Annotated in this window: 19 protein-coding genes; 9 read left to right on the top strand and 10 right to left on the bottom strand. The window is 29.7% G+C overall.

Annotated elements, in window-relative coordinates; translation table 11 throughout:
* The first annotated feature begins 209 nt into the window (after positions 1-209).
* The 3 genes from tnpC to psyc5s11_RS22760 all read left to right on the top strand — a co-directional run bounded on the left by tnpC (position 210) and on the right by psyc5s11_RS22760 (position 4,392).
* Positions 210-1,679: an IS66 family transposase gene (tnpC, locus tag psyc5s11_RS22770; protein WP_224033641.1), complete on the top strand. Its 1,470-nt coding sequence runs from the start codon at positions 210-212 to the stop codon at positions 1,677-1,679.
* Positions 1,680-1,886: 207 nt separating this feature from the next.
* Positions 1,887-3,329: an FAD-dependent oxidoreductase gene (locus tag psyc5s11_RS22765; RefSeq protein WP_224034750.1), complete on the top strand. Its 1,443-nt coding sequence runs from the start codon at positions 1,887-1,889 to the stop codon at positions 3,327-3,329.
* Positions 3,330-3,534: 205 nt separating this feature from the next.
* On the top strand, positions 3,535-4,392 hold the full coding sequence (locus tag psyc5s11_RS22760) for a DUF4261 domain-containing protein (protein ID WP_224034749.1): 858 nt from the start codon (positions 3,535-3,537) through the stop codon (positions 4,390-4,392).
* 122 nt (positions 4,393-4,514) lie between these two features.
* Here the strand turns inward: psyc5s11_RS22760 and psyc5s11_RS22755 are convergent, their stop codons facing one another.
* Positions 4,515-4,901 carry a hypothetical protein gene (locus psyc5s11_RS22755; protein ID WP_224034748.1) on the bottom strand — a complete coding sequence of 129 codons (387 nt, stop codon included), beginning with the start codon at positions 4,899-4,901 and terminating at the stop codon, positions 4,515-4,517.
* Between the two features lie 420 nt (positions 4,902-5,321).
* Here psyc5s11_RS22755 and psyc5s11_RS22750 point away from each other — a divergent pair, with 420 nt between their 5' ends.
* The 4 genes from psyc5s11_RS22750 (at position 5,322) to psyc5s11_RS22735 (ending at position 10,778) form a co-directional block, all read left to right on the top strand.
* Positions 5,322-6,554, top strand: a complete 1,233-nt coding sequence (locus psyc5s11_RS22750; RefSeq protein ID WP_224034747.1) for an ammonium transporter — start codon at positions 5,322-5,324, stop codon at positions 6,552-6,554.
* A 330-nt stretch (positions 6,555-6,884) separates the two neighbouring features.
* The gene (locus tag psyc5s11_RS22745; RefSeq protein ID WP_224034746.1) at positions 6,885-8,885 is read left to right on the top strand and encodes a methyl-accepting chemotaxis protein; all 2,001 of its coding nucleotides are present in this window, start codon (positions 6,885-6,887) and stop codon (positions 8,883-8,885) included.
* 393 nt (positions 8,886-9,278) lie between these two features.
* Positions 9,279-10,181, top strand: a complete 903-nt coding sequence (locus psyc5s11_RS22740) for a metallophosphoesterase family protein (RefSeq protein ID WP_224034745.1) — start codon at positions 9,279-9,281, stop codon at positions 10,179-10,181.
* A gap of 162 nt (positions 10,182-10,343) precedes the next feature.
* A complete protein-coding gene (locus psyc5s11_RS22735) occupies positions 10,344-10,778 on the top strand; it encodes a hypothetical protein (RefSeq protein WP_224034744.1) in 435 nt (144 codons plus the stop codon).
* Between the two features lie 109 nt (positions 10,779-10,887).
* Here the strand turns inward: psyc5s11_RS22735 and putP are convergent, their stop codons facing one another.
* The 8 genes from putP to psyc5s11_RS22695 all read right to left on the bottom strand — a co-directional run bounded on the left by putP (position 10,888) and on the right by psyc5s11_RS22695 (position 16,248).
* Entirely contained in the window at positions 10,888-12,363 is a 1,476-nt protein-coding gene (gene putP / locus psyc5s11_RS22730; protein WP_224034743.1) for a sodium/proline symporter PutP, read from the bottom strand.
* 208 nt (positions 12,364-12,571) lie between these two features.
* Positions 12,572-12,727, bottom strand: a complete 156-nt coding sequence (locus psyc5s11_RS22725) for a hypothetical protein (protein WP_224034742.1) — start codon at positions 12,725-12,727, stop codon at positions 12,572-12,574.
* Between the two features lie 316 nt (positions 12,728-13,043).
* Positions 13,044-13,247 (bottom strand): DUF1657 domain-containing protein, encoded by a 204-nt coding sequence (locus psyc5s11_RS22720; protein WP_224034741.1) that lies wholly within the window; start codon positions 13,245-13,247, stop codon positions 13,044-13,046.
* A gap of 50 nt (positions 13,248-13,297) precedes the next feature.
* The gene (spoVAE, locus tag psyc5s11_RS22715) at positions 13,298-13,651 is read right to left on the bottom strand and encodes a stage V sporulation protein AE (protein WP_224034740.1); all 354 of its coding nucleotides are present in this window, start codon (positions 13,649-13,651) and stop codon (positions 13,298-13,300) included.
* Between the two features lie 22 nt (positions 13,652-13,673).
* Positions 13,674-14,675 carry a stage V sporulation protein AD gene (gene spoVAD, locus psyc5s11_RS22710; protein ID WP_224034739.1) on the bottom strand — a complete coding sequence of 334 codons (1,002 nt, stop codon included), beginning with the start codon at positions 14,673-14,675 and terminating at the stop codon, positions 13,674-13,676.
* Complete coding sequence (gene spoVAC, locus psyc5s11_RS22705; RefSeq protein WP_224034738.1) at positions 14,676-15,155, bottom strand: stage V sporulation protein AC; 480 nt, start codon at positions 15,153-15,155, stop codon at positions 14,676-14,678.
* Positions 15,156-15,168: 13 nt separating this feature from the next.
* On the bottom strand, positions 15,169-16,029 hold the full coding sequence (locus psyc5s11_RS22700) for a DUF421 domain-containing protein (RefSeq protein ID WP_224034737.1): 861 nt from the start codon (positions 16,027-16,029) through the stop codon (positions 15,169-15,171).
* Between the two features lie 12 nt (positions 16,030-16,041).
* Positions 16,042-16,248 (bottom strand): DUF1657 domain-containing protein, encoded by a 207-nt coding sequence (locus psyc5s11_RS22695; protein WP_224034736.1) that lies wholly within the window; start codon positions 16,246-16,248, stop codon positions 16,042-16,044.
* Positions 16,249-16,693: 445 nt separating this feature from the next.
* On the opposite strand from psyc5s11_RS22695, the gene psyc5s11_RS22690 reads away from it, so the two are divergent.
* Entirely contained in the window at positions 16,694-16,933 is a 240-nt protein-coding gene (locus psyc5s11_RS22690; protein WP_224034735.1) for a substrate-binding domain-containing protein, read from the top strand.
* A gap of 33 nt (positions 16,934-16,966) precedes the next feature.
* Here the strand turns inward: psyc5s11_RS22690 and psyc5s11_RS22685 are convergent, their stop codons facing one another.
* A complete protein-coding gene (locus psyc5s11_RS22685; RefSeq protein WP_224034734.1) occupies positions 16,967-18,598 on the bottom strand; it encodes a recombinase family protein in 1,632 nt (543 codons plus the stop codon).
* A gap of 408 nt (positions 18,599-19,006) precedes the next feature.
* On the opposite strand from psyc5s11_RS22685, the gene psyc5s11_RS22680 reads away from it, so the two are divergent.
* A complete protein-coding gene (locus psyc5s11_RS22680) occupies positions 19,007-19,168 on the top strand; it encodes a hypothetical protein (protein WP_224034733.1) in 162 nt (53 codons plus the stop codon).
* Positions 19,169-19,424: the final 256 nt, after the last annotated feature.

The following is a 19,424-nucleotide window of genomic DNA, read 5'->3' as shown; positions in this document are numbered from 1 at the left end:
GTCAATATATTTATGCAATATATTGAAATGTATTAAGATTATGAAATATATGTAACAAATAATAAATAAAAAAATTTAAGTAACTATTCAGCTATTGAATAAATTTATTATATATTAAATAATTTTTCAAAAAATTATTCCTATTATTCTTAGCTTTTGGTATTATAAATATTGTCTTTTAAAAAACTAATGATAAGGTGGTGACTATCGTGAGCGAAGGCAAAATTATAGAAATCTATAATCAAGGATTAACGCAAGTTATGAGTGTTATAAAAGAACTTACAAATGAAATAAAAGGTCTAAATTCTCAAGTAGAAAAAATTTCAAAAGAAAATAAAGCTCTCGGTGAGCGTGTTCAATCTTTAGAAAAACAAACTCAAAAGAATAGTAATAACAGTAGCAAACCACCATCGACAGATGGTTTTAAAAAGAAAACTAAAACTTTAAGAACTAAATCAGGCAAAAAACCTGGTGGTCAAGAAGGTCATGATGGAAAGACACTTGAGCTTACTGAAAATCCAGATGAAATAATTGTACACACTGTAGATAAATGTGATATTTGCGGAGAATCCTTACAGGATGTAGCTCCGGACAGTATAATTGTACGACAAGTGGTTGATCTACCAGAGACTAAAGTAAAAGTTACTGAACATAGATCAGAAGTTAAAAAATGTCCAAAGTGTAGAAGAAAAAACACCGGTAAATTCCCTGAGGGAATAACAAACACAGTTCAATATGGCGATAAAGTAAAAGCGATAGCTGTTTATTTAACTCAATATCAATTAATTCCGTTTAAACGTGGTGCTGAATTGATTTCTGATATGTTTAATATAAGTTTAAGTCAAGGTACAATAGTCAATTTTAATAATAACTGTCATGAAAAATTAGAACTTGTTGAAGAAAATATAAAAAATGCAATAACTAATTATCAAGGTGCTGTACATTATGACGAAACTGGAATATATATAGATAAAAAACGCCAATGGCTACATGTTGCTTCAAATGATAAATATACTTATTATGAAGCACATGAAAAACGAGGTAAAGAAGCTATTGATGATATAAATATATTACCTAAATTTACCGGAACAGCAGTACATGACTGCTGGAAGACATATCATCAATACTCTTGTGAGCACGCTTTATGCAATGCTCACATATTAAGAGAGTTAAATGCTATATCAGAGCTAGAAAAACAAAAATGGGCAGAGCCTTTGAAAAATCTATTAGTAGAAATAAAAAAAGAAGTAGATTTATCTTGGAATACTGCCAATGCCTTAACTTTAGATAAAATTGAAGCCTTTGAAAAAAGATATGATCAAATATTAGAAGATGGCTTCAAAGAAGATTATATAGCAAATAGTAAAGCATACAGTAAAAAGAAAGTAAAGAAAAGTACTAGTCTTAATCTATTAAATAGATTAAGCGGTTATAAAAATCAAATACTTGCTTTTATGTATGATTTTGAAATACCTTTTGATAATAATCTTGCAGAGCGTGATCTACGAATGACTAAGGTTAAACAAAAAATCTCTGGAACATTTAGAAGTAAAGATGGCGCAAAAGCATTTACTAGAATTCGTGGATATGTATCCACGGTTCGAAAAAATAGCTTGAATACTTTGGATTGTATAAAATCAGTATTTACTTCAAATATAATCGATCCGACCTTAGTTTAACTAAGATATTTCTAGGGGTATTGAGAATAAGTTGATACCCCTATTTGCCATACCTAAAAGTATATCTATTAAAATTTTAAATGACTACAGCTGAATAGTTACAAATTTAATTATTAAGATGAAAATATAAAAAGTTCAATAGATTTTTATTCTATGAGTACGTTTATATTATCAAAAATATGGAATACTAAAGATGAGGTGAGTTACATGGAGAGTGTATGGAATTCTAGTGCTGAGTTTAGAAAAAGAGAATCATTAAGTGAAGACATAGAATGTGATATTGTTATAATAGGGGCTGGGATGGCTGGATTATTAATAGCATATATGCTTAATAAAAGTGGAAGAAAAGTTGTAGTTATTGATGCAAAAAACATTGCAAGTGGAAATACAAGAAATACAACTGCAAAAATAACAGCTCAGCATGACTTAATTTATGATAAGTTAATTAAAGAATTTGGTGAAGAAAAAGCAAGACAATATGCTAAGGCTAATGAGCTTGCAATAAAAAAATACAAAGAAATAATTGATGAAGAAATAATAGCTTGTGATTTTGAGGAAAAGGATGCATATGTATATTCTTTAACTAATGTTCAAAACATTGAAGATGAATGTGAAGCAGCTAAGAAACTAGGAATTGATGCAGAATTAGTGCATGAAGTAAATCTTCCTTTTGATATTGAGGTAGCATTAAAGTTTAAGCATCAAGCTCAATTTAATCCACTTAAATTCTTAGAGCGCATTTCAGAGAATTTGACTATTTACGAAAATACAAGAGCAATAGATATTAAAGAAAATTTAGTAGTTACAGAGGGTGGAAAGATTACTGCAAATCATATAGTAGTAGCAACACATTTTCCGGTTTTAAACGTTCCAGGGTATTATTTTATGAGAATGCATCAAGAAAGAGCATATGTATTAGCTTTAGAAAATGCTGCAGATATAAATGGAATGTACAAAGACAGCGATAAAAACGGATATTCCTTTAGAAATTATAAAGATTTATTATTGCTTGGAGGAGTAGCACAAAGAACTGGGGAGAATGAGGATGGTGGAGCTTATGAAAAACTTAGAAAAGTAGCAAAAGAGCTTTATCCAAATTCTATAGAAAAATATCATTGGTCAGCACAAGATTGCATGACCTTAGATAATATACCTTATATAGGATATTATTCATTTAAAATACCTAATCTTTATGTTGCAACTGGATTTAAAAAATGGGGAATGACAAGTTCTATGGTATCTGCAATGATAATAAATGATATGATTCTTGAGAATGAAAATGATTTTTTAGAAATATTTTCGCCTGCTCGTTTTGATATGTCAGCATCTATGGAAAATGCAGCTAAGGATATTACAATAACTGCAAAAAACTTTATTGCACAAAGAATAGATATTCCTGAGGATCATATAGGCACTATTGAAAAAGGCAGTGGCGGCATAATAGAATATAAAGGTCAAAAAGCTGGAGTATATAAAGATAAAGATGGCAAGGTATTTGCAGTATCAACAAAATGTCCTCATTTAGGTTGTGAGCTTCATTGGAATGCTGATGAATTAACATGGGATTGTCCTTGTCATGGCTCAAGATTTGATTATGAAGGAAATTGGGTAGAAAGTCCTGCAACTACATCTCTTCTTGATAATGTGTAAGTTTCATTTACACGGAGTAAAAGTAATAAAGTGTAGTACTTTCTGATTATAGAGAAAAATGAAAATAAAAAAGGTAAAAAAAGTATTAAATTTTATTTTATTATGTTATAATTAATTTATATTTAATAGACGAAGCTGTCTCAAAATGAGTAACATTTTGAGGCAGCTTTTTTATTCTTCAAAATGAGAAAGAAGGTTTGTAATAATGAAAAAGTATAGAGAAAAATTAAAAAATGTAGCGGATGGATTTGCAGAAACATATAGTGTAGAACTTTATATGAGGGAGCAACCAATTATTTTAGAAAATAAATTACTAGAAAATATCAAAAAATATTGCGGAAATGTTGAAATTATATCTAATCAAGATACAAATATTACATTTTCATTTACGGATTACGTACTAGAATATAAAAATGCAAGTGTTCCTGTTTCAATAATGATTAGTATGAGTGATGAAGAGCCAGATGGTGAAAAATTAAAAAGATCTTTAGAACAATCATGGAATTATGATAAGGATAGAGAATCAATTAAAAATTGTAAAATTAAAGTTATTGTTACAGATTTAATGGCCATTGGACTAGAGTATACTAAAAGAGTGGAACTTTTTCAAAAGGCACTTTATGCTATAGTGGAATTGATACCATGTGTAGGAATTAATTTTCATATTACAGAGCAAGTAATAAGCAGGGAAGATTACTTGGGAAATAATCCGTTAAATGATGAATATGATCCTTTGTTTGGTCTCTTAAATGTACGACTATTCAATATTGAAGGTAAAGAAAATGAGTATATAATGGATACATTAGGACTTTCAGCAGTGGGATTATGTGATTTACAATGTCATTTTAAGAATTTGAATACTGATGAAGTATCAAATATTTTATATTCTTATGGATATTATATTTTTGATAACCCAGATGCTGTAGATGATATGAAAGCAATAGAAGGAATTTCTGAGAATGATAAATGGAAATGCCAACATGAAGTTGCGCTGGCAGAGCCAGAACGTGTGGTATTAGATATTAATCCAGGAAAAGAATTCTCAAGTGAAAGTAGATATTAAATAAGTTAATTAAAAAAGTAGGATATGTTTTAATATAGTGTTGAAATAGAGTGGAAAAAATTATAGGTGGACTTGTTCACCTATAATGCTTAATAAAAGAACATTGCGTATTATTTAAAAAATTATTCATTTGTAATTCTCTTATTGAATATTTTATGTATAAAGATTATTAAAAAAGTCACTATCAGAGAAATAACTGTACTTGCTAAGCTATAAGAAACTCCCCGTCCATTATCAATACTCGAATATATCTTAAAAAAATCAATATTAAATCCATAACTAATAGATTGACCAATTAGAAAAGTAATAATAAAAATCATAGCAACACTTCTAAATTTATTTATCTGAAAAATTGCAAGAGCAACAGCTAATACACAACATATATTACCCGCTATAGCTACAAAATGATTTTCAAGCCCATATTGATTAGGTATTCCAATTAAATAAATAATAAACAAAATTGTTATTATAATTTTTAATCTGTTGTTGAAAATTATAATTATAATCATCTCCCTTGTATTATATATCAAAAATGTTATCGACTATTGTTTATTATGTTATAGTTTAATTATTCTTATTATAACATATTTTTCTAATTGAATTATAAATATATTATCGCTTTATTTTTGATTAAATTACTGATTCATTATAAAGTTTATAATTTGTAATATAACAGTGCATATAAAAACATAAAATGAAAAGAAAATTACATTTTGTATTGACATGTAAAACTTATGATAGTAAACTAATAAAAGAAATTTAAAAAAAATTAATAGAATTTGTAGAAAACAATGACGTTTTCATTTCGAAGAGAAGATATATCACATTATTGATATACCTTTTTGAAATGAGGACGTTTTTTTATTGTAAAAGGGCTTAAGAATAGGATTGAAAATTTAATAAGTAATTATTCAAGGGGGAATAAAAAAATGGAATTGTTAAATGGCGCAGACATGGGATTCGTAATTATTTGTGCTGCATTAGTAATGCTAATGGTGCCAGGATTAGCTTTATTTTATGGTGGTATGGTAAGGAGTAAAAATGTATTGAGTATTACAGTACAGAATTATGCAGCTCTTGTTATTATATCGTTGCAATGGATTTTCATTGGTTATACTTTAGCCTTTGGACATGATGTAAATGGCGTAATTGGAGGGTTAGAGTGGAGCTTTCTTAGAAATATAGGAATTGCACCTAATGTAGATTATGCAGGTACAATACCACATTTAGAATTTGTAGTATTTCAATTAATGTTTGCAGCAATTACTGCTGCCGTTATTTGTGGTTCTGTTGCTGAACGTATGACTTTTCCAGCCTTTTTGATATTTATTATTTTATGGAGTACATTAGTTTATGATCCTATTACTCATTGGGTATGGGGAACAAATGGATGGTTAAAAAACTTAGGAGTTCTTGATTTCGCGGGAGGACATCCTGTTGAGATAAATTCAGGTATTTCTGGACTTGTCGCAGCAATATTTATTGGTAAAAGAAAGAAATCAAGCCCAGAGCCACATCATATACCTATGTCTATACTAGGTGGAGGGCTTTTATGGTTTGGATGGTTTGGATTTAATGCAGGAAGTGCTCTTGCTATGAATTTTACAGCTGTTAATGCTTTTGTTACTACAAATACATCTGCTGCAGCAGGAGCTGTTGGGTGGGTAGCTTGTGAATGGATTATTTATAAGAAACCTACAGCCCTTGGAATAATCAGTGGAGCTATAGCTGGATTAGTTGCAATAACTCAAGGTGCGGGTTTTGTAAGTCCTATATCAGCTATGTTTATGGGACTAGTTGGAGGAGCATTAAGTTTCTTTGCTATAGCAGTATTAAAAAGAAGATTAGGATATGACGATGCTTTAGATGCTTTTGGTTGTCACGGAGTAGCTGGAATCTGGGGATCTATAGCTACAGCTATATTTGCATCAAAGGCAATTAATCCAGCAGGTGCTGATGGATTAATATATGGTAACTTTGCTCTTCTAAAGGTTCATTTAATATCAACATGTGCTACTGCACTTTATGCAGCAACTGTAACTTTTATAATACTTAAGATTATGAGTTATGTGATGAATATAAGAGTTTCTAAGAACGAAGAAGCAGAAGGATTAGATATTTCTTTACATGGAGAAGAAGCATATTCAGGTTTTAATAGATAGAAATTAGTTTGAATAAGAAAAGAGTCTGATTTTCTTAAAAGTATATAGGTGGTATTTTCATCTATATACTTTTAAGATTTTCAGGCTCTTTTTTATATAATCAATTATATGGATAAGAATAATAAAGATGATGCACATTTAAGAAAGTAATAAACTAATATGTCACTTGCAATCTAATTACCAATGTCGTAAAAAGAGTCGGAAAAAGATACCGATTTATTAACAGTAAAGGATTTTATGTAAGTAAATGTAGAAAAATATATAAAAATGACATGCAGGAAACGATTGTGAGGTATAATATAACGATAAAATTAAACTATGAGGTGAAATATGAGAAAAACTGAAAATAAAATTAAAGGTAGAAGTATAAAGTCGTATTTATTAATTACAATTATTATGTTAGCCATAATACCAGTCATAGTTCTAGGAATTATTTCTGGAATAATATCAAAAAATGCTAATGAAAAAAGCTTTGATGAAAATGGAATTTTACTTACTAATGTGAGTCAAGAAATCATAAATAATAAAACTATATATTATGAAAATGTATTAGAAACAATAATTAAAAGTGGGAAATTTAATATTGAAGAATCACCATATAACGATTTAAAAGAACAAATGAATTTAATTAAAGATACAGATAAAAGTATTTTAAATATATATTTTTCAGATAACACTGGAGGATTATTTCAATTACTAGATGCAAAACTACCAGAAGGGTATAATGCTACAGAAAAAGCATGGTTTAAAGATGCTATAAAAAATTCAGATACATATACTATACATATTCCTTACAAAGATACACTAACAGGTAAGAGTGCAATAACAATATATAAAGCTGTAATTAAAGATAATGTAAAGCGTGGAGTTCTTGCTATAGATATAGATTTAACTTCTTTAGCAGAACAATTATCAAGCATAAAATATGGACAAAGTGGAGAACTTATTATTACAGATAAAGATGGTAATGTTATTTCTGATAGTGATAAATCTAAAATTTCAGGAAAAGAACCAGCTGAATATAAGGTTTGGGATCAGATAGCAAATAATGATAATGGAAAAATTAAATTTGATTATAATAATATTAAATATGAAGGTTACTTTGAAACTTCAGAGTTAACTGGATGGAAGTTAATAATTAAAATACCTTCAGAAGAATTAAGACAATCTGAAATAAACTCTATAAAATCATCGATTATAACTATTTTTGTAATAATGATAATTGCATCAATTTCAACTTTAGCTATTGCTAGAAGGATAAGTAAAAATATAAATATAGTAAAAGATGGTATGGAAAGAACTGCAAATGCACAATTTAATGAAAAAATCATTGTGGATAGTTCTATTTATGAATTTACGATTTTAGGAAATAGTTTTAATAAGATGCAAGAACATGTTTCAGAATTAATTAAAAATGTTGAGAGTTCTGTAACTAATGTAAATGATAATGCAATAAATTCAGCTAATATGAGTAAAGATATAGCAGATTCAATGAATCAAGTTAGTGGAACAATAACTCAAATATCTGATGGAACTATTGAATCAGCTAATAATCTAGAAGAAATAACAAAAAGTATGCAGTCCTTATCAGATGCTATAAACAATATAAAAGAAGTATCGGAAGATGTAAATAATGTGACAGTAAAAACTAATAATTTAGGTAAAAGTGGAATAAGTGTTATAAAAACAGTAATGGATAAATCTAATGAAACTAAAGAAAGCACTGAATCAGTTAAAAAAGTAGTAAGTGAAGTTTCAGAAAGCATCATAAAAATAGGCACAATGAATCAAACCATAAGTGCAATTACAGAACAAACTAATCTATTAGCTTTAAATGCAGCAATAGAAGCTGCAAGAGCTGGAGAATCTGGAAAAGGATTTGCAGTAGTTGCTGATGAAATAAAAAAACTTGCAGAACAAACCTCAGGTTCAGCTAAGCAAATAGATCAAATAATAACAGAAATAAGAATTAAATCAGAAATGGCTGTGGAGAAAGTTTTAATAACAAGTGAAACAGTAGATAATCAAGAAACGGCTGTAAAAGAATCTCAAGAAATATTTGTAAAAATAGTCTCATCTATAGATGACTTAACAGAAAAAATAAAACAAATAGGTGAAGGAGCAATTTCTATAAAAGGCATGAAAGATGCTGTTGTAGTAAAAGTAGAAAATTTATCTGCAATATTAGAAGAAACAGTAGCAGGAGCAGAGGAAGTTTCAGCAACTGCACAGGAAGTTACAACGTCAACAGAACAGTTTGTTCATAATTTTAATAATTTAAAAGAAACAGCAAACGAACTTAAAGAAAAGATTAATAGATTTAAGTTATAGGATGAATCGTTCTTATAAATAAGCAAATAAATAAATAAATAAATAAAGTATACAAAGGGATAACTCAAGAATTAGTTTGAGTTATCCCTTTTAAAAAAATTATTATAGTTTTAATTATAATATTAAGACATATTAAAATAAATAACAAGTCAGTATGCTTGTCTATTTTGCGTAATACTTCGTCAGCAGTATTAGCTAATAGCCCGCTATGAACTAATATTGCTTCCTCGACTTACGTAAAATATACGTCGCATCTTTGACTTGTTATTTTCTTTAATATGCCTAAGTTGGAATTAGAAATAAATAATGTAACTTGGTTAAATCTTGGAAAGGTATCAAATTAAATATATATCCCATAGGATAATATTATCTTAATGAAAGTAGGTTGATTATATGAAGCTTCCACTTAAATTTGATACTAATGGTAATTTTAAAATTGTTCAATTCACAGATTTACACCAAGGTCCAGATAGAGATAAAACTATAGATTTAATGAACAAGATTTTAGAATATGAGAAACCTAATATGGTAGTATTAACTGGAGATAATATTGATGGTAAATGTAAAACAATAGATGATGTGAAAAATGCTATTAATTATATAGCTGAGCCAATGGAAACTAGAGATATACCTTGGTGCATTGTTTTTGGTAATCATGACGATGAACATAATCTGATGAGTAAAGAAGAAATGATGAATGTATATATGACTTTTGAACACAATGTAAGTCAAATAGGCTATAAAACATTTGATAGAATTGGTAATTATAATCTTCTTATAGAAAGCTCAAAAGAAAACATACCTAAATTTAATATTTACATGATTGATTCAGGAAAATATGCTCCATCTTTCATTGGTGGATATAATTGGATAAAGTTTACTCAAATTTGTTGGTATAAGAGAACTGCCTTAAAAATAAAACAAAAATATAACAAAAGGATACCATCTCTTATGTTTTTCCATATACCATTAAAAAGATTTAAAGACGCATGGAGTAGTGGGTTAATAGATGGTGAAAGAATTGAAGAAGAAAGTTGTGCCAAGATAAATTTATGTCTTTTTAATACTATTGTTAAAACTGGTGATGTAAAAGGTGTATTCGTAGGTCATGACCATCTAAATAATTATTTAGCTGCTATTAATGGAATTAAACTCGGATATGCAGGATATACTGGTTATGGGGGTTATGGGGGTTATGGACAAGATAATATTCCTCGTAGTGCAAGAGTATTTCTTATTAATGAATCAGATTCAGCTAATTTTAAAACATGGCTGCGGAAAGAAGGAGATAAATAATAAAGAAGTAGCATTTAAGATTGTTCTTTCATATTTTATAGTATTAAGTGAAACTTTTTAGGTTGGATTTTATATTCTAACTGAAGTTAGTTGAACTTCTTTACACATTAGACTAAGTATTTATTGAAGGTATAAAATAAGGAAGAAGGATGTTATATTTATATGTTAAAAACAGTTTTAAAACAATCATCTAAAGTGTTGAAAGGTAAATTAAATAAACTTGGATTAGAAGAAAAATTGGCAAAACGTGCAGATTACCTTGAAAAAGCAAAAGAGATTTGGGCGATGATAAATAAGGATTTAGGAATTTCATATACAGTTGTAAATAAGGTGATGTCAAAAGTAGATAAATTTGAAAAAGCATTACTTGCTAAGTTTCCAGAATTATCAAAAGATGATGTTATAGAAATAAAACAAAGTATAATTGGGGATGGTAATGCAAGTGAAGATGTATTGGATAAAGTAGATGTTATTAAGCAATTACAAGAAGAAAATGATAATCTTAAAAACCAACTAAGTAAGTTTCAAGGATTAGACACTGAAAATACTGTTACAACATCTAATGAAACTGATACAACAACTAATATAAATGTATAATAAAAAATATAAAAACTCAATAAATTCATAATGAAAAATACAGGAGTGAAACTATTTTGTTTTGGACAAAATTATAGAAGAAACTATTAATTAGTTTCTTCTATAATTTTTATTTCATGTCTGCTAATATTTTTTCCATATCAGAAAAATCTTTATCAACAGAGTCATCTTGTTTTTCAGTTAAAAGGCTAACAACTATAACTGCTATAAGAGATAGTGCAAATCCAGGTACCATTTCATAAATGTAACTAGATAGACCAGAAACGATCCATAGAATAACGGTTAATCCGCCAACAACCATACCTGATAGGGCACCCCACTTAGTCATTTTCTTCCAATGAAGGCTTAATAAAAGAACTGGACCAAATGCTGAACCGAAACCAGCCCATGCTTGTCCGACTATATTAAGTATGGTTTTGTTTGGTAAATATGCAAAGATAGTTGCAAAAAGTGCAACTACTAGTACAGACAATCTACCTATTACCATTTGTTGCTTATCTGAAGCTTCTTTGTTAAAAAATGTTAGATAAAAATCCTTTGTAATAGAACTTGAGCAAACTAAAAGTTGAGATGAAAGAGTGCTCATAATGGCAGCAAGTACTGCAGCGAGTATCAATCCTGTAATAAATGGATGAAATAGAATATCTCCAAGACGAAGAAAAACTGTTTCAGGATCACTTAAGGGAATGTTATGATCAGTAAAGTATACAAGTCCTATAAGGCCACTTGCAACTGCACCTAAAAGACCTATAGCCATCCAGCCAATACCTATTCGTCTTGCAGATTTTAATTCGTTTGCAGATTTAATTGCCATAAAACGAACAATGATATGTGGCTGACCAAAGTAACCAAGTCCCCAAGCCATGAAACCAATAATAGTAGAAATACTTGTTCCCCTAAACATATCAAATAATGCGGGATCAATATTTTTTACTTTATTTGCAAACATACCAGGATCTACACCTATATTCATAAATGCTACAATTGGTACCATAACTAAGCAAATAAACATTAATGTTCCTTGGAAGCAATCTGTAAGACTTACAGCTAAAAATCCACCAAAGTATGTATAAAGAACAACAACAGCTAAAGTAACTATGACACCCATTGTATAAGTGAATCCAAAAGTAGATTCAAATAATTTGCCTCCAGCTACAATTCCAGATGAAACATAAAGAACAAAGAAAACAAGTATTACTATACCTGATACAAGCCTAAGCATGTTAGATTTGTCTTTAAAACGATTTTCTAAATAGTCTGGAACTGTTAATGAGTCATTTGCAACTTCTGTATAAACTCTAAACCTTGGAGCTAATAAACGATAGTTTAAGTAAGCTCCTATTGTTAATCCTATTCCTAGCCAAAGACTAGAAATTCCAGTTAAATAAACTGCCCCAGGAAGTCCCATAAGCATCCAACCACTCATGTCACTTGCACCCGCAGATAGTGCAGTAACCATTGGGCCAAGCCCTCTGCCACCTAGCATATAGTCTGAAATATTAGATGTTTTTCTGTAAGAATAGTATCCTATTACAAGCAGGATAAGTAGATATATTGCAATAGCAATAATCGACCAATGTTCCATATTAAGCCCCCCTTAATGATTTGATTTTATGCAATATTACTTTTTAAAAAATTAATATTGCATAAAATATGTCTTTTATAAAAACGCTATCATTATATTATCATATTAATTAAAAATCGACAAATAAATTTACAAATTCACATCTTCTATATTAGTTTATAGGATGGGGGAGTTGAGACTGAATTTCTATTTTGCAACATCCCAATCTTTAGTTAAATGAATTACTTCCTTTTTTAGAACTATTAGTATTATTAATATTTTCTTTGGTGTTTGTAGCATTAGATGCATTAAGATTATTGTTTGATTCAATATATTCAATACTTTTATTCATTTTAACATTTTTAGTTTTTTTATTTCTATTCATAAGCAATCTCCTTTCAAATTATAATAGTTGTTTTTTTGTTTAGCAATTATAGTATTTGTAGATTGAGAGAGGATATGTGTGGGATTTTTTTCATATATTTAAATTTAGTTTTTATTGATTAAATCTATAAGCACTATAAATTGCTTTAAATTAAAACATGAGTGATTTTTGAGAAAATTATTTTATAAAGAAATATTTGTAGAACACAGAAAACTCACGACAAATATCGTGAGTTTCCATTAAGCTAAAGTGTTTAAATAATATAATAATTTCGTTGCAAATTTAGTATATTATTATTTTTTTGTGAATGTAAAAATTAACACTTATATTGAGGTTCTTGCTGTTGAATATAATCTTGTCGTCCTTTTAATATCTCTAATTGAGAATCAAGTTGTTGTGCTATTTGTTGAAAATCATTTTTTGCTTGTTGATCTTGAGTTTCTAGAGAAAATGTTTTCATTGTAGCAGCGGCACTTTGTATTCCAGCAATTGCTTGTTGCATTTGAGTTCCTACAGTCATTGTTGTCACCTCCCTTCAAAGGTATTTTTTAATTTACCAATAACTGATACTTAGCCTTTTGGTTTAAATATTATTGCAGCAATGAAACCGCAGATTATTGCTCCAGAAACTCCAGAACTTACTGTTTTTAAAATACCAGTAAAAATTCCTATAAAGCCTGTTTCTTCAGCATCAAGTAGGGCACCAGTAACAAGGGTATTTCCAAAGCTACTTATAGGTACAAATGCACCAGCACCAGCAAGCTTTACCAAAGGATCATATAAACCCAATCCTCCGAGTATCGCACCGATTACAACTAATGTACAAGTAGTATGAGCAGGAGTAATTTCTAATATATCCATTATAAGTTGCCCAATAACACAAATTAAGCCACCTATTATAAATGCAAAAATAAATTTTTCCATAAATTAAATCACACCTTCTTTTTTACATTTCTATAGAAACAGCATGAGCAATGCAAGGAATAGTTTCCTTTTGTTGAAAGGATATTGGAGACATCAAAGCACCTGTTGCAACAATTAGTATTCTCTTTAATTCTCCTCTTTTCATACGGTTAAGTAAATGCCCATAAGTTACTGTCGCAGAACAGCCACAGCCACTACCACCACCAAAGGATAGTTGATCTTCTGTATAGATTAAAAGCCCACAATCTGTAAATATATCTACGGGCATTTCTATGCCATGGTTTTTTAATAAACGATTAGCAAGTTCATGTCCTACCTTTCCTAAATCACCGGTAGCAATAAGATCATAATAGGAGGCATCAATATTCAAATCTCTAAAATGAGCTTCAATAGTATCTACAGCAGCTGGTGCCATAGCAGCTCCAACATTATATGGATCTGATATTCCCATATCTATTACTCTTCCTATGGTAGCAGAAGTTACTTTTGGTCCAACTCCATCAGCTCCGAGTACAGCAGCTCCAGCCCCTGTTACTGTCCATTGAGCAGAAGGGGGCCTTTGTACGCCGTATTCTGTAGGATATCTAAATTGCTTTTCTGCAGCTGCATTATGGCTACTTGCAGAGGCTAAAACATATTTAGCAGCTTTAGTTTCTATCAATTGGGCAGCTAGTGCTAAACTTTCCATGGAGCTAGAGCAAGCACCAAAGATTCCTAAAAAGGGTATTCCTAAAGTTCGTGCAGTAAAACAACTAGAAATAATTTGATTCATCAAGTCTCCACTTAAGAAAAAGTTGATATCCTCTTTTTTTATGGTTGATTTTTTTATTGCTCTTTCACAAGCATGTTCAAGAAGAACTCTTTCTGCCTTTTCATAGCTATCCTGTCCAAGCCATAAATCTTCATGAAGTATATCAAAGTCATCAGCTATAGCACCATTAGCTTCAAAAGGACCTCCAACGGCTGAAGAAGCTAATATTGTAGGCTTAGAATTAAAAATCCATGATTGATGCCCTTTAAGCATTTACATCACCCCCAGCCATTTTATTGTTATTTTTATAGTAGCAACTATAAAAGCAGAAAAAACTCCATAAACAATAATTGCTCCAGCAAGACCAAACATATTTCCAGCTACCCCAAGTACAAATCCTTCACTCTTATGCTCAATTGAAGCAGAAGCTATAGAATTAGCAAAACCTGTAATTGGAACAGCAGATCCAGCACCAGCCCATTGAGCAAGATGATCGTAGATTCCAAGACCAGTAAGCAGTGCTGAAGTAAAGATTAAGACTAGTGTAGTAGGAGAGACTGCTGTTTTTTCATCAAAATTAAAATAGGTTATAAAAAACACTTGTAAGATTTGACCTATGGTGCATATGATACCTCCTACAAGAAAGGCTCTAACACAATTTTTAAAAATGGGTCTTTTAGGTTCTATATCATCTACCAATTCATTATATTGTAACTGAGCTGCAGTTAATCTTTTCTTTTTCATATTGGACATTTACATTCACCTTCTAACGTAATAAATAGGGTTCTAATTTTTCTAAGACTTTTTTCAATTTTTCAGCATCGTTTAAGTACATAGCTTTTGCTACTTTATTATTAGTATCTAAAGAAAAAGTCATAAGGTCAGCCTGGGTTTTTTCAAGACTTGCATATAACATTTCTTTAATCTGTGTTTTAGGAACTTCTATTAAATCATCAAAGAGATCTACGTATAAATCCCCAGAAGAATCTACTTGCCCAATAAAAACATTTTCAAGTGCAACTCCTTTGTTTTCTAATTCGGATGTAAGCCAACCTTTATTTAAGCCACTATTAGTAAGTCCTTCATTTAATATATTTCCATCTAAAATAACCGTTTGTGGCTCAGTCTTACGTGCAACCTTTTTCCCTAAATCATAGGAGGTAACAGGGTTTTTGTCAGCTTTTAAACTAACATTTATATCTCCAGTTGTTTCCATTACAGCAAATTCAACGTTAGCTAAATTGAATACTTTTTTTGAACGTAATAATTGTAGAAATTCTTGTCCCGTCAATCTTTCTTTAGATAAGTTATCTTCCATTACTTTGCCATCTTTAATTAATACTCTTTCCTTACCATTTATTGTGTTGTAGATCCATTTACTTTTCATGGAGGCGTAATCTAAAACAATAGGCATAACTGCCCAAACAGCTAGGGAAAGCAGTCCAAAGTAAATGTTGGTAATAATATTTAATGAAATTAAAGTAATTATAATAGCAATAACAGCATAAGAAATAAAATCAAAAGGGGTAGCAGCAGATAAGGTTTTTTTCTTCATAAATCTTGTTATAACTAATGCAACGAAAAAGAAAATTATTGAATTAAATAATAGTATTAACCAAGTATCCATAGTTCACCTCACTTAATTTCCTTTATATTGTGGCTCTTCAAATTCCATAACGCCGACTCTTTTTTCTAAATCTATTTTAATTTTACTTATTTCTTCAAATGCTGCAGCATAAGTATCCCTAGCCTCTTTATCACGTTCCTGCAATGAGTAAACTCGCAAAGTAGCCTCAGCTCCTCTTAATGTAGCTAAAGTTTGTTTTACCTTTGAACCAACAGTCATATATAAGTCCCCTTTATTTTATTAAATTGTTTCCTAACATACTTTAACCAATAAGCTTAATATTAATTCATTTAATTAATATATTTCTAAAAACAACTTTTAAGTATTGTTAAAATACAAAGAACAATATTCGCAAATACTCAGTGGTAACTAAAAATGTATTCTAAAAGCATAAAGATATATTTTAATATGATCCACCATAGATATGGTTCACCATATATATGGTGAAGAATATGCGCCAAAAATGCGGACTGAGGGGTTACGGGAATAGAAAAGTAAAAATAAATACTATGATATTTATTGATAAATGTTATTATAATGGTAAAATTGGCGAGCGGTTTTAATATAAGGGAGTTGATTTTATGAAATGGAGTGGAGTTATAGAACAATCTTCGATTAAATATCATATTATACACCATGAATATTATTGGGAGATGCACTCTTTATGAGAAAGAAGCTAAAGGTGTTAACTGCTTTATTAATTTCAACTGTAACAGCTATATCTATGTTTGGATGTGGTAATGCCAAAACTAATGAAGGCAAAGTTACAGTACGTTTAAATGAAGTAACTCGTTCTGTTTTCTATGCACCAATGTATGTTGCAATGAGTGAAGGATTTTTTGAGGAAAATGGAATTGAGATTGACCTGCAAACAGGTCAAGGTGTTTACATTCACTTGCGATGAATTGGATATAAGTTGTAGTGAAAAATTTATTTTTTAAGCATGGTTACTACCAACAAAATAAAAATTAAAATCTCCAATATCTCCATCCCAGGTAATGCTATATGTTAGACCTCTAATAAGTTCTTTTGTTTCATCGTGAGAGAGAGTATCGATTATGGAGCATTTGTCTAACAATAGTTTTATGAAAGAGAGATTTCGTTCTTCGTTATCTAAGTGACTAATTGCAGTGTTTGATTTTTGTAAGTCACCTTTAAGTACGGATAGTTCCATTTTTAATTCTTTAACTTTAGGTATTATTAAATCTCCAAGATCTGGGTCTAGTGACAGTTTATTAAGAAGGTTATCTATTTGAGATTCTTTTTGCTTAATTAATATATTAAGAGTTCCTTCTTGTTTATCACATTCAACTATTTTTCTTTTTTGCTTAGTTCTATTTATAAGATCATTTAGGAAAACTTCTTTGTTTTTATAAAGGTCTTTTATTGCATCAATAACAACCGGATCTATTTGTTCTACTTTTCCGTTTGGATTATCACATCTTGTTCCTTTGGAGTCTTTTTTCATTGTACATACGTAGTAAAATAGTTTGGTTCCTGTTTTTTTACTAACTGGACCATGCATTATTCTCATAGGAGATCCACATTTAGCACATTTAATTATACCAGTTAATAGAGCATTATGACTTCTTGCTGATACTGTGAATTTATCACTATTTCCTGCGTATATTTTTTGCACATCAAGCCAATCAGAAGAATTGATAATACCTTTATGTTTAGCAATTGCAACTATCCAATCTGATGTATCTCTAAATTCACGACCATGATTACCATTTTTAAAATAGATTGTTTTAAGTTTATTGTAGGTTAAGAATCCATGAATTCCATCAGGTGTTCCACATAGCATCATACCTTGTGATGAAAGATAATCAAATATTTCTTCACTTGATTTTGCATAAACAGGATTAGTTAAAATTGATCTTAAGCTTGATTTTCTAAAATCTAATCCATTCCTTGTTTTATAGTAGTGCTCAAGCATATAAGCTTCAACATTACTTAAGGATTTAAGTTCGAGGTACTTATCAAATATAAGTTTAACTATTTTTAATTCTTCATCATCACTTGCTAATTTAACCATTGAGCGTTCTGTCATATTTTCATCAAAGTAGGAAACAGTCTTAGATTTATATCCAAGTGGGGGAGTTCCTCCAAGCCATCGACCTGACTTTGCAAGCTCAAGCATATTATCTCTAACACGTTCTGCAATTGTTTCACGTTCTAGCTGAGCAAATACTGAAGCTATATAAATCATGGCTCTACCCATTGGTGAACTAGTATCAAATTGTTCTCTTATACTTACAAAATCAACATTGTATATTTGAAGAGTTTCTAAAGTAGAAGAGAAGTCAGCTACATTTCTAGATATACGATCTAATCTATAGCATATTAATATATCAAATTTCTTTAAAGCAACATCACTCATTAGCCTTTGAAATTCAGGACGATTAGTATTTCCGCCAGAGAAACCTTCATCCTCATATATTAGAAACTCAAAGGATTTATTTCTATTTTGATTAAATAAGTAATCTTTACACATTTGAACTTGATTTTCTATACTTTCACCTTTTCCAGTGAATTTTGATTTTCTACTGTAAATTGCCACTTTCATAAGGACACCTCATTTCGTCGTCGTACACTTTATTTTGGAGGGGTTTACCACTTAGGCACATGAAAGAAAATAACAGATCAAAGATACGAGGTCACTGAAAAAGGAGCATTTTAGCTAAAATCACACTTTGTAAACATCATGAATGAATTGTGATTTTATTAAAATATTAACTTTTTCAGTGGCTTCTCCAAATGAAGTTTATATTTTTTTACATGCCTTATATATAATATGATTATTAATTTAGAAAATTATAGGTTTTATGTAATTTTAATTATTGTGGTAATACATGCAATTATATTTTTTATGCAGTATAGAGTCTCCTATAAACTTAACTGATTTACTGGAAATTAACGAAGTGTTGTGTATCTGCATATTATAAACTAATTAAGATTTAAGGGAGGGGTGAGTTTGAAGATAAATGTGCATATAAGATATCCAGATAACATGGAAGAGTTACAAAGAAAAGCAGCAGATTTATTATCTTCAATACTCATAAAAAAACTTAAGCCTAAAGAAATTGATCAATTAGTTAAGATACTTAAAGATGATTCAAATAATATTACTTGGTAGAAATAACTGGTTGAAAGTGAAATAGATATTATTACTTAATTTATAAATGATTCAAAATAGAAATACAAAAGTAAAAACTAAAGTAATTGCAATGATGAATATATACAATAAAATACACTAAGTTAAAATTTGGTATAATTATTCAACACACACCTCATGAGGAAACAAGTATCCAACATGAGGTGTGTTTTACAATGTTGAGGTTAAATATCTTACTAAAAAAATATTATCTGTTTTGATGAAATTCAAATCTTAT

It is taken from the genome of Clostridium gelidum, assembly GCF_019977655.1.
GTDB lineage: Bacteria > Bacillota > Clostridia > Clostridiales > Clostridiaceae > Clostridium > Clostridium gelidum.
This window is presented reverse-complemented; position numbering and strand designations above follow the sequence as displayed.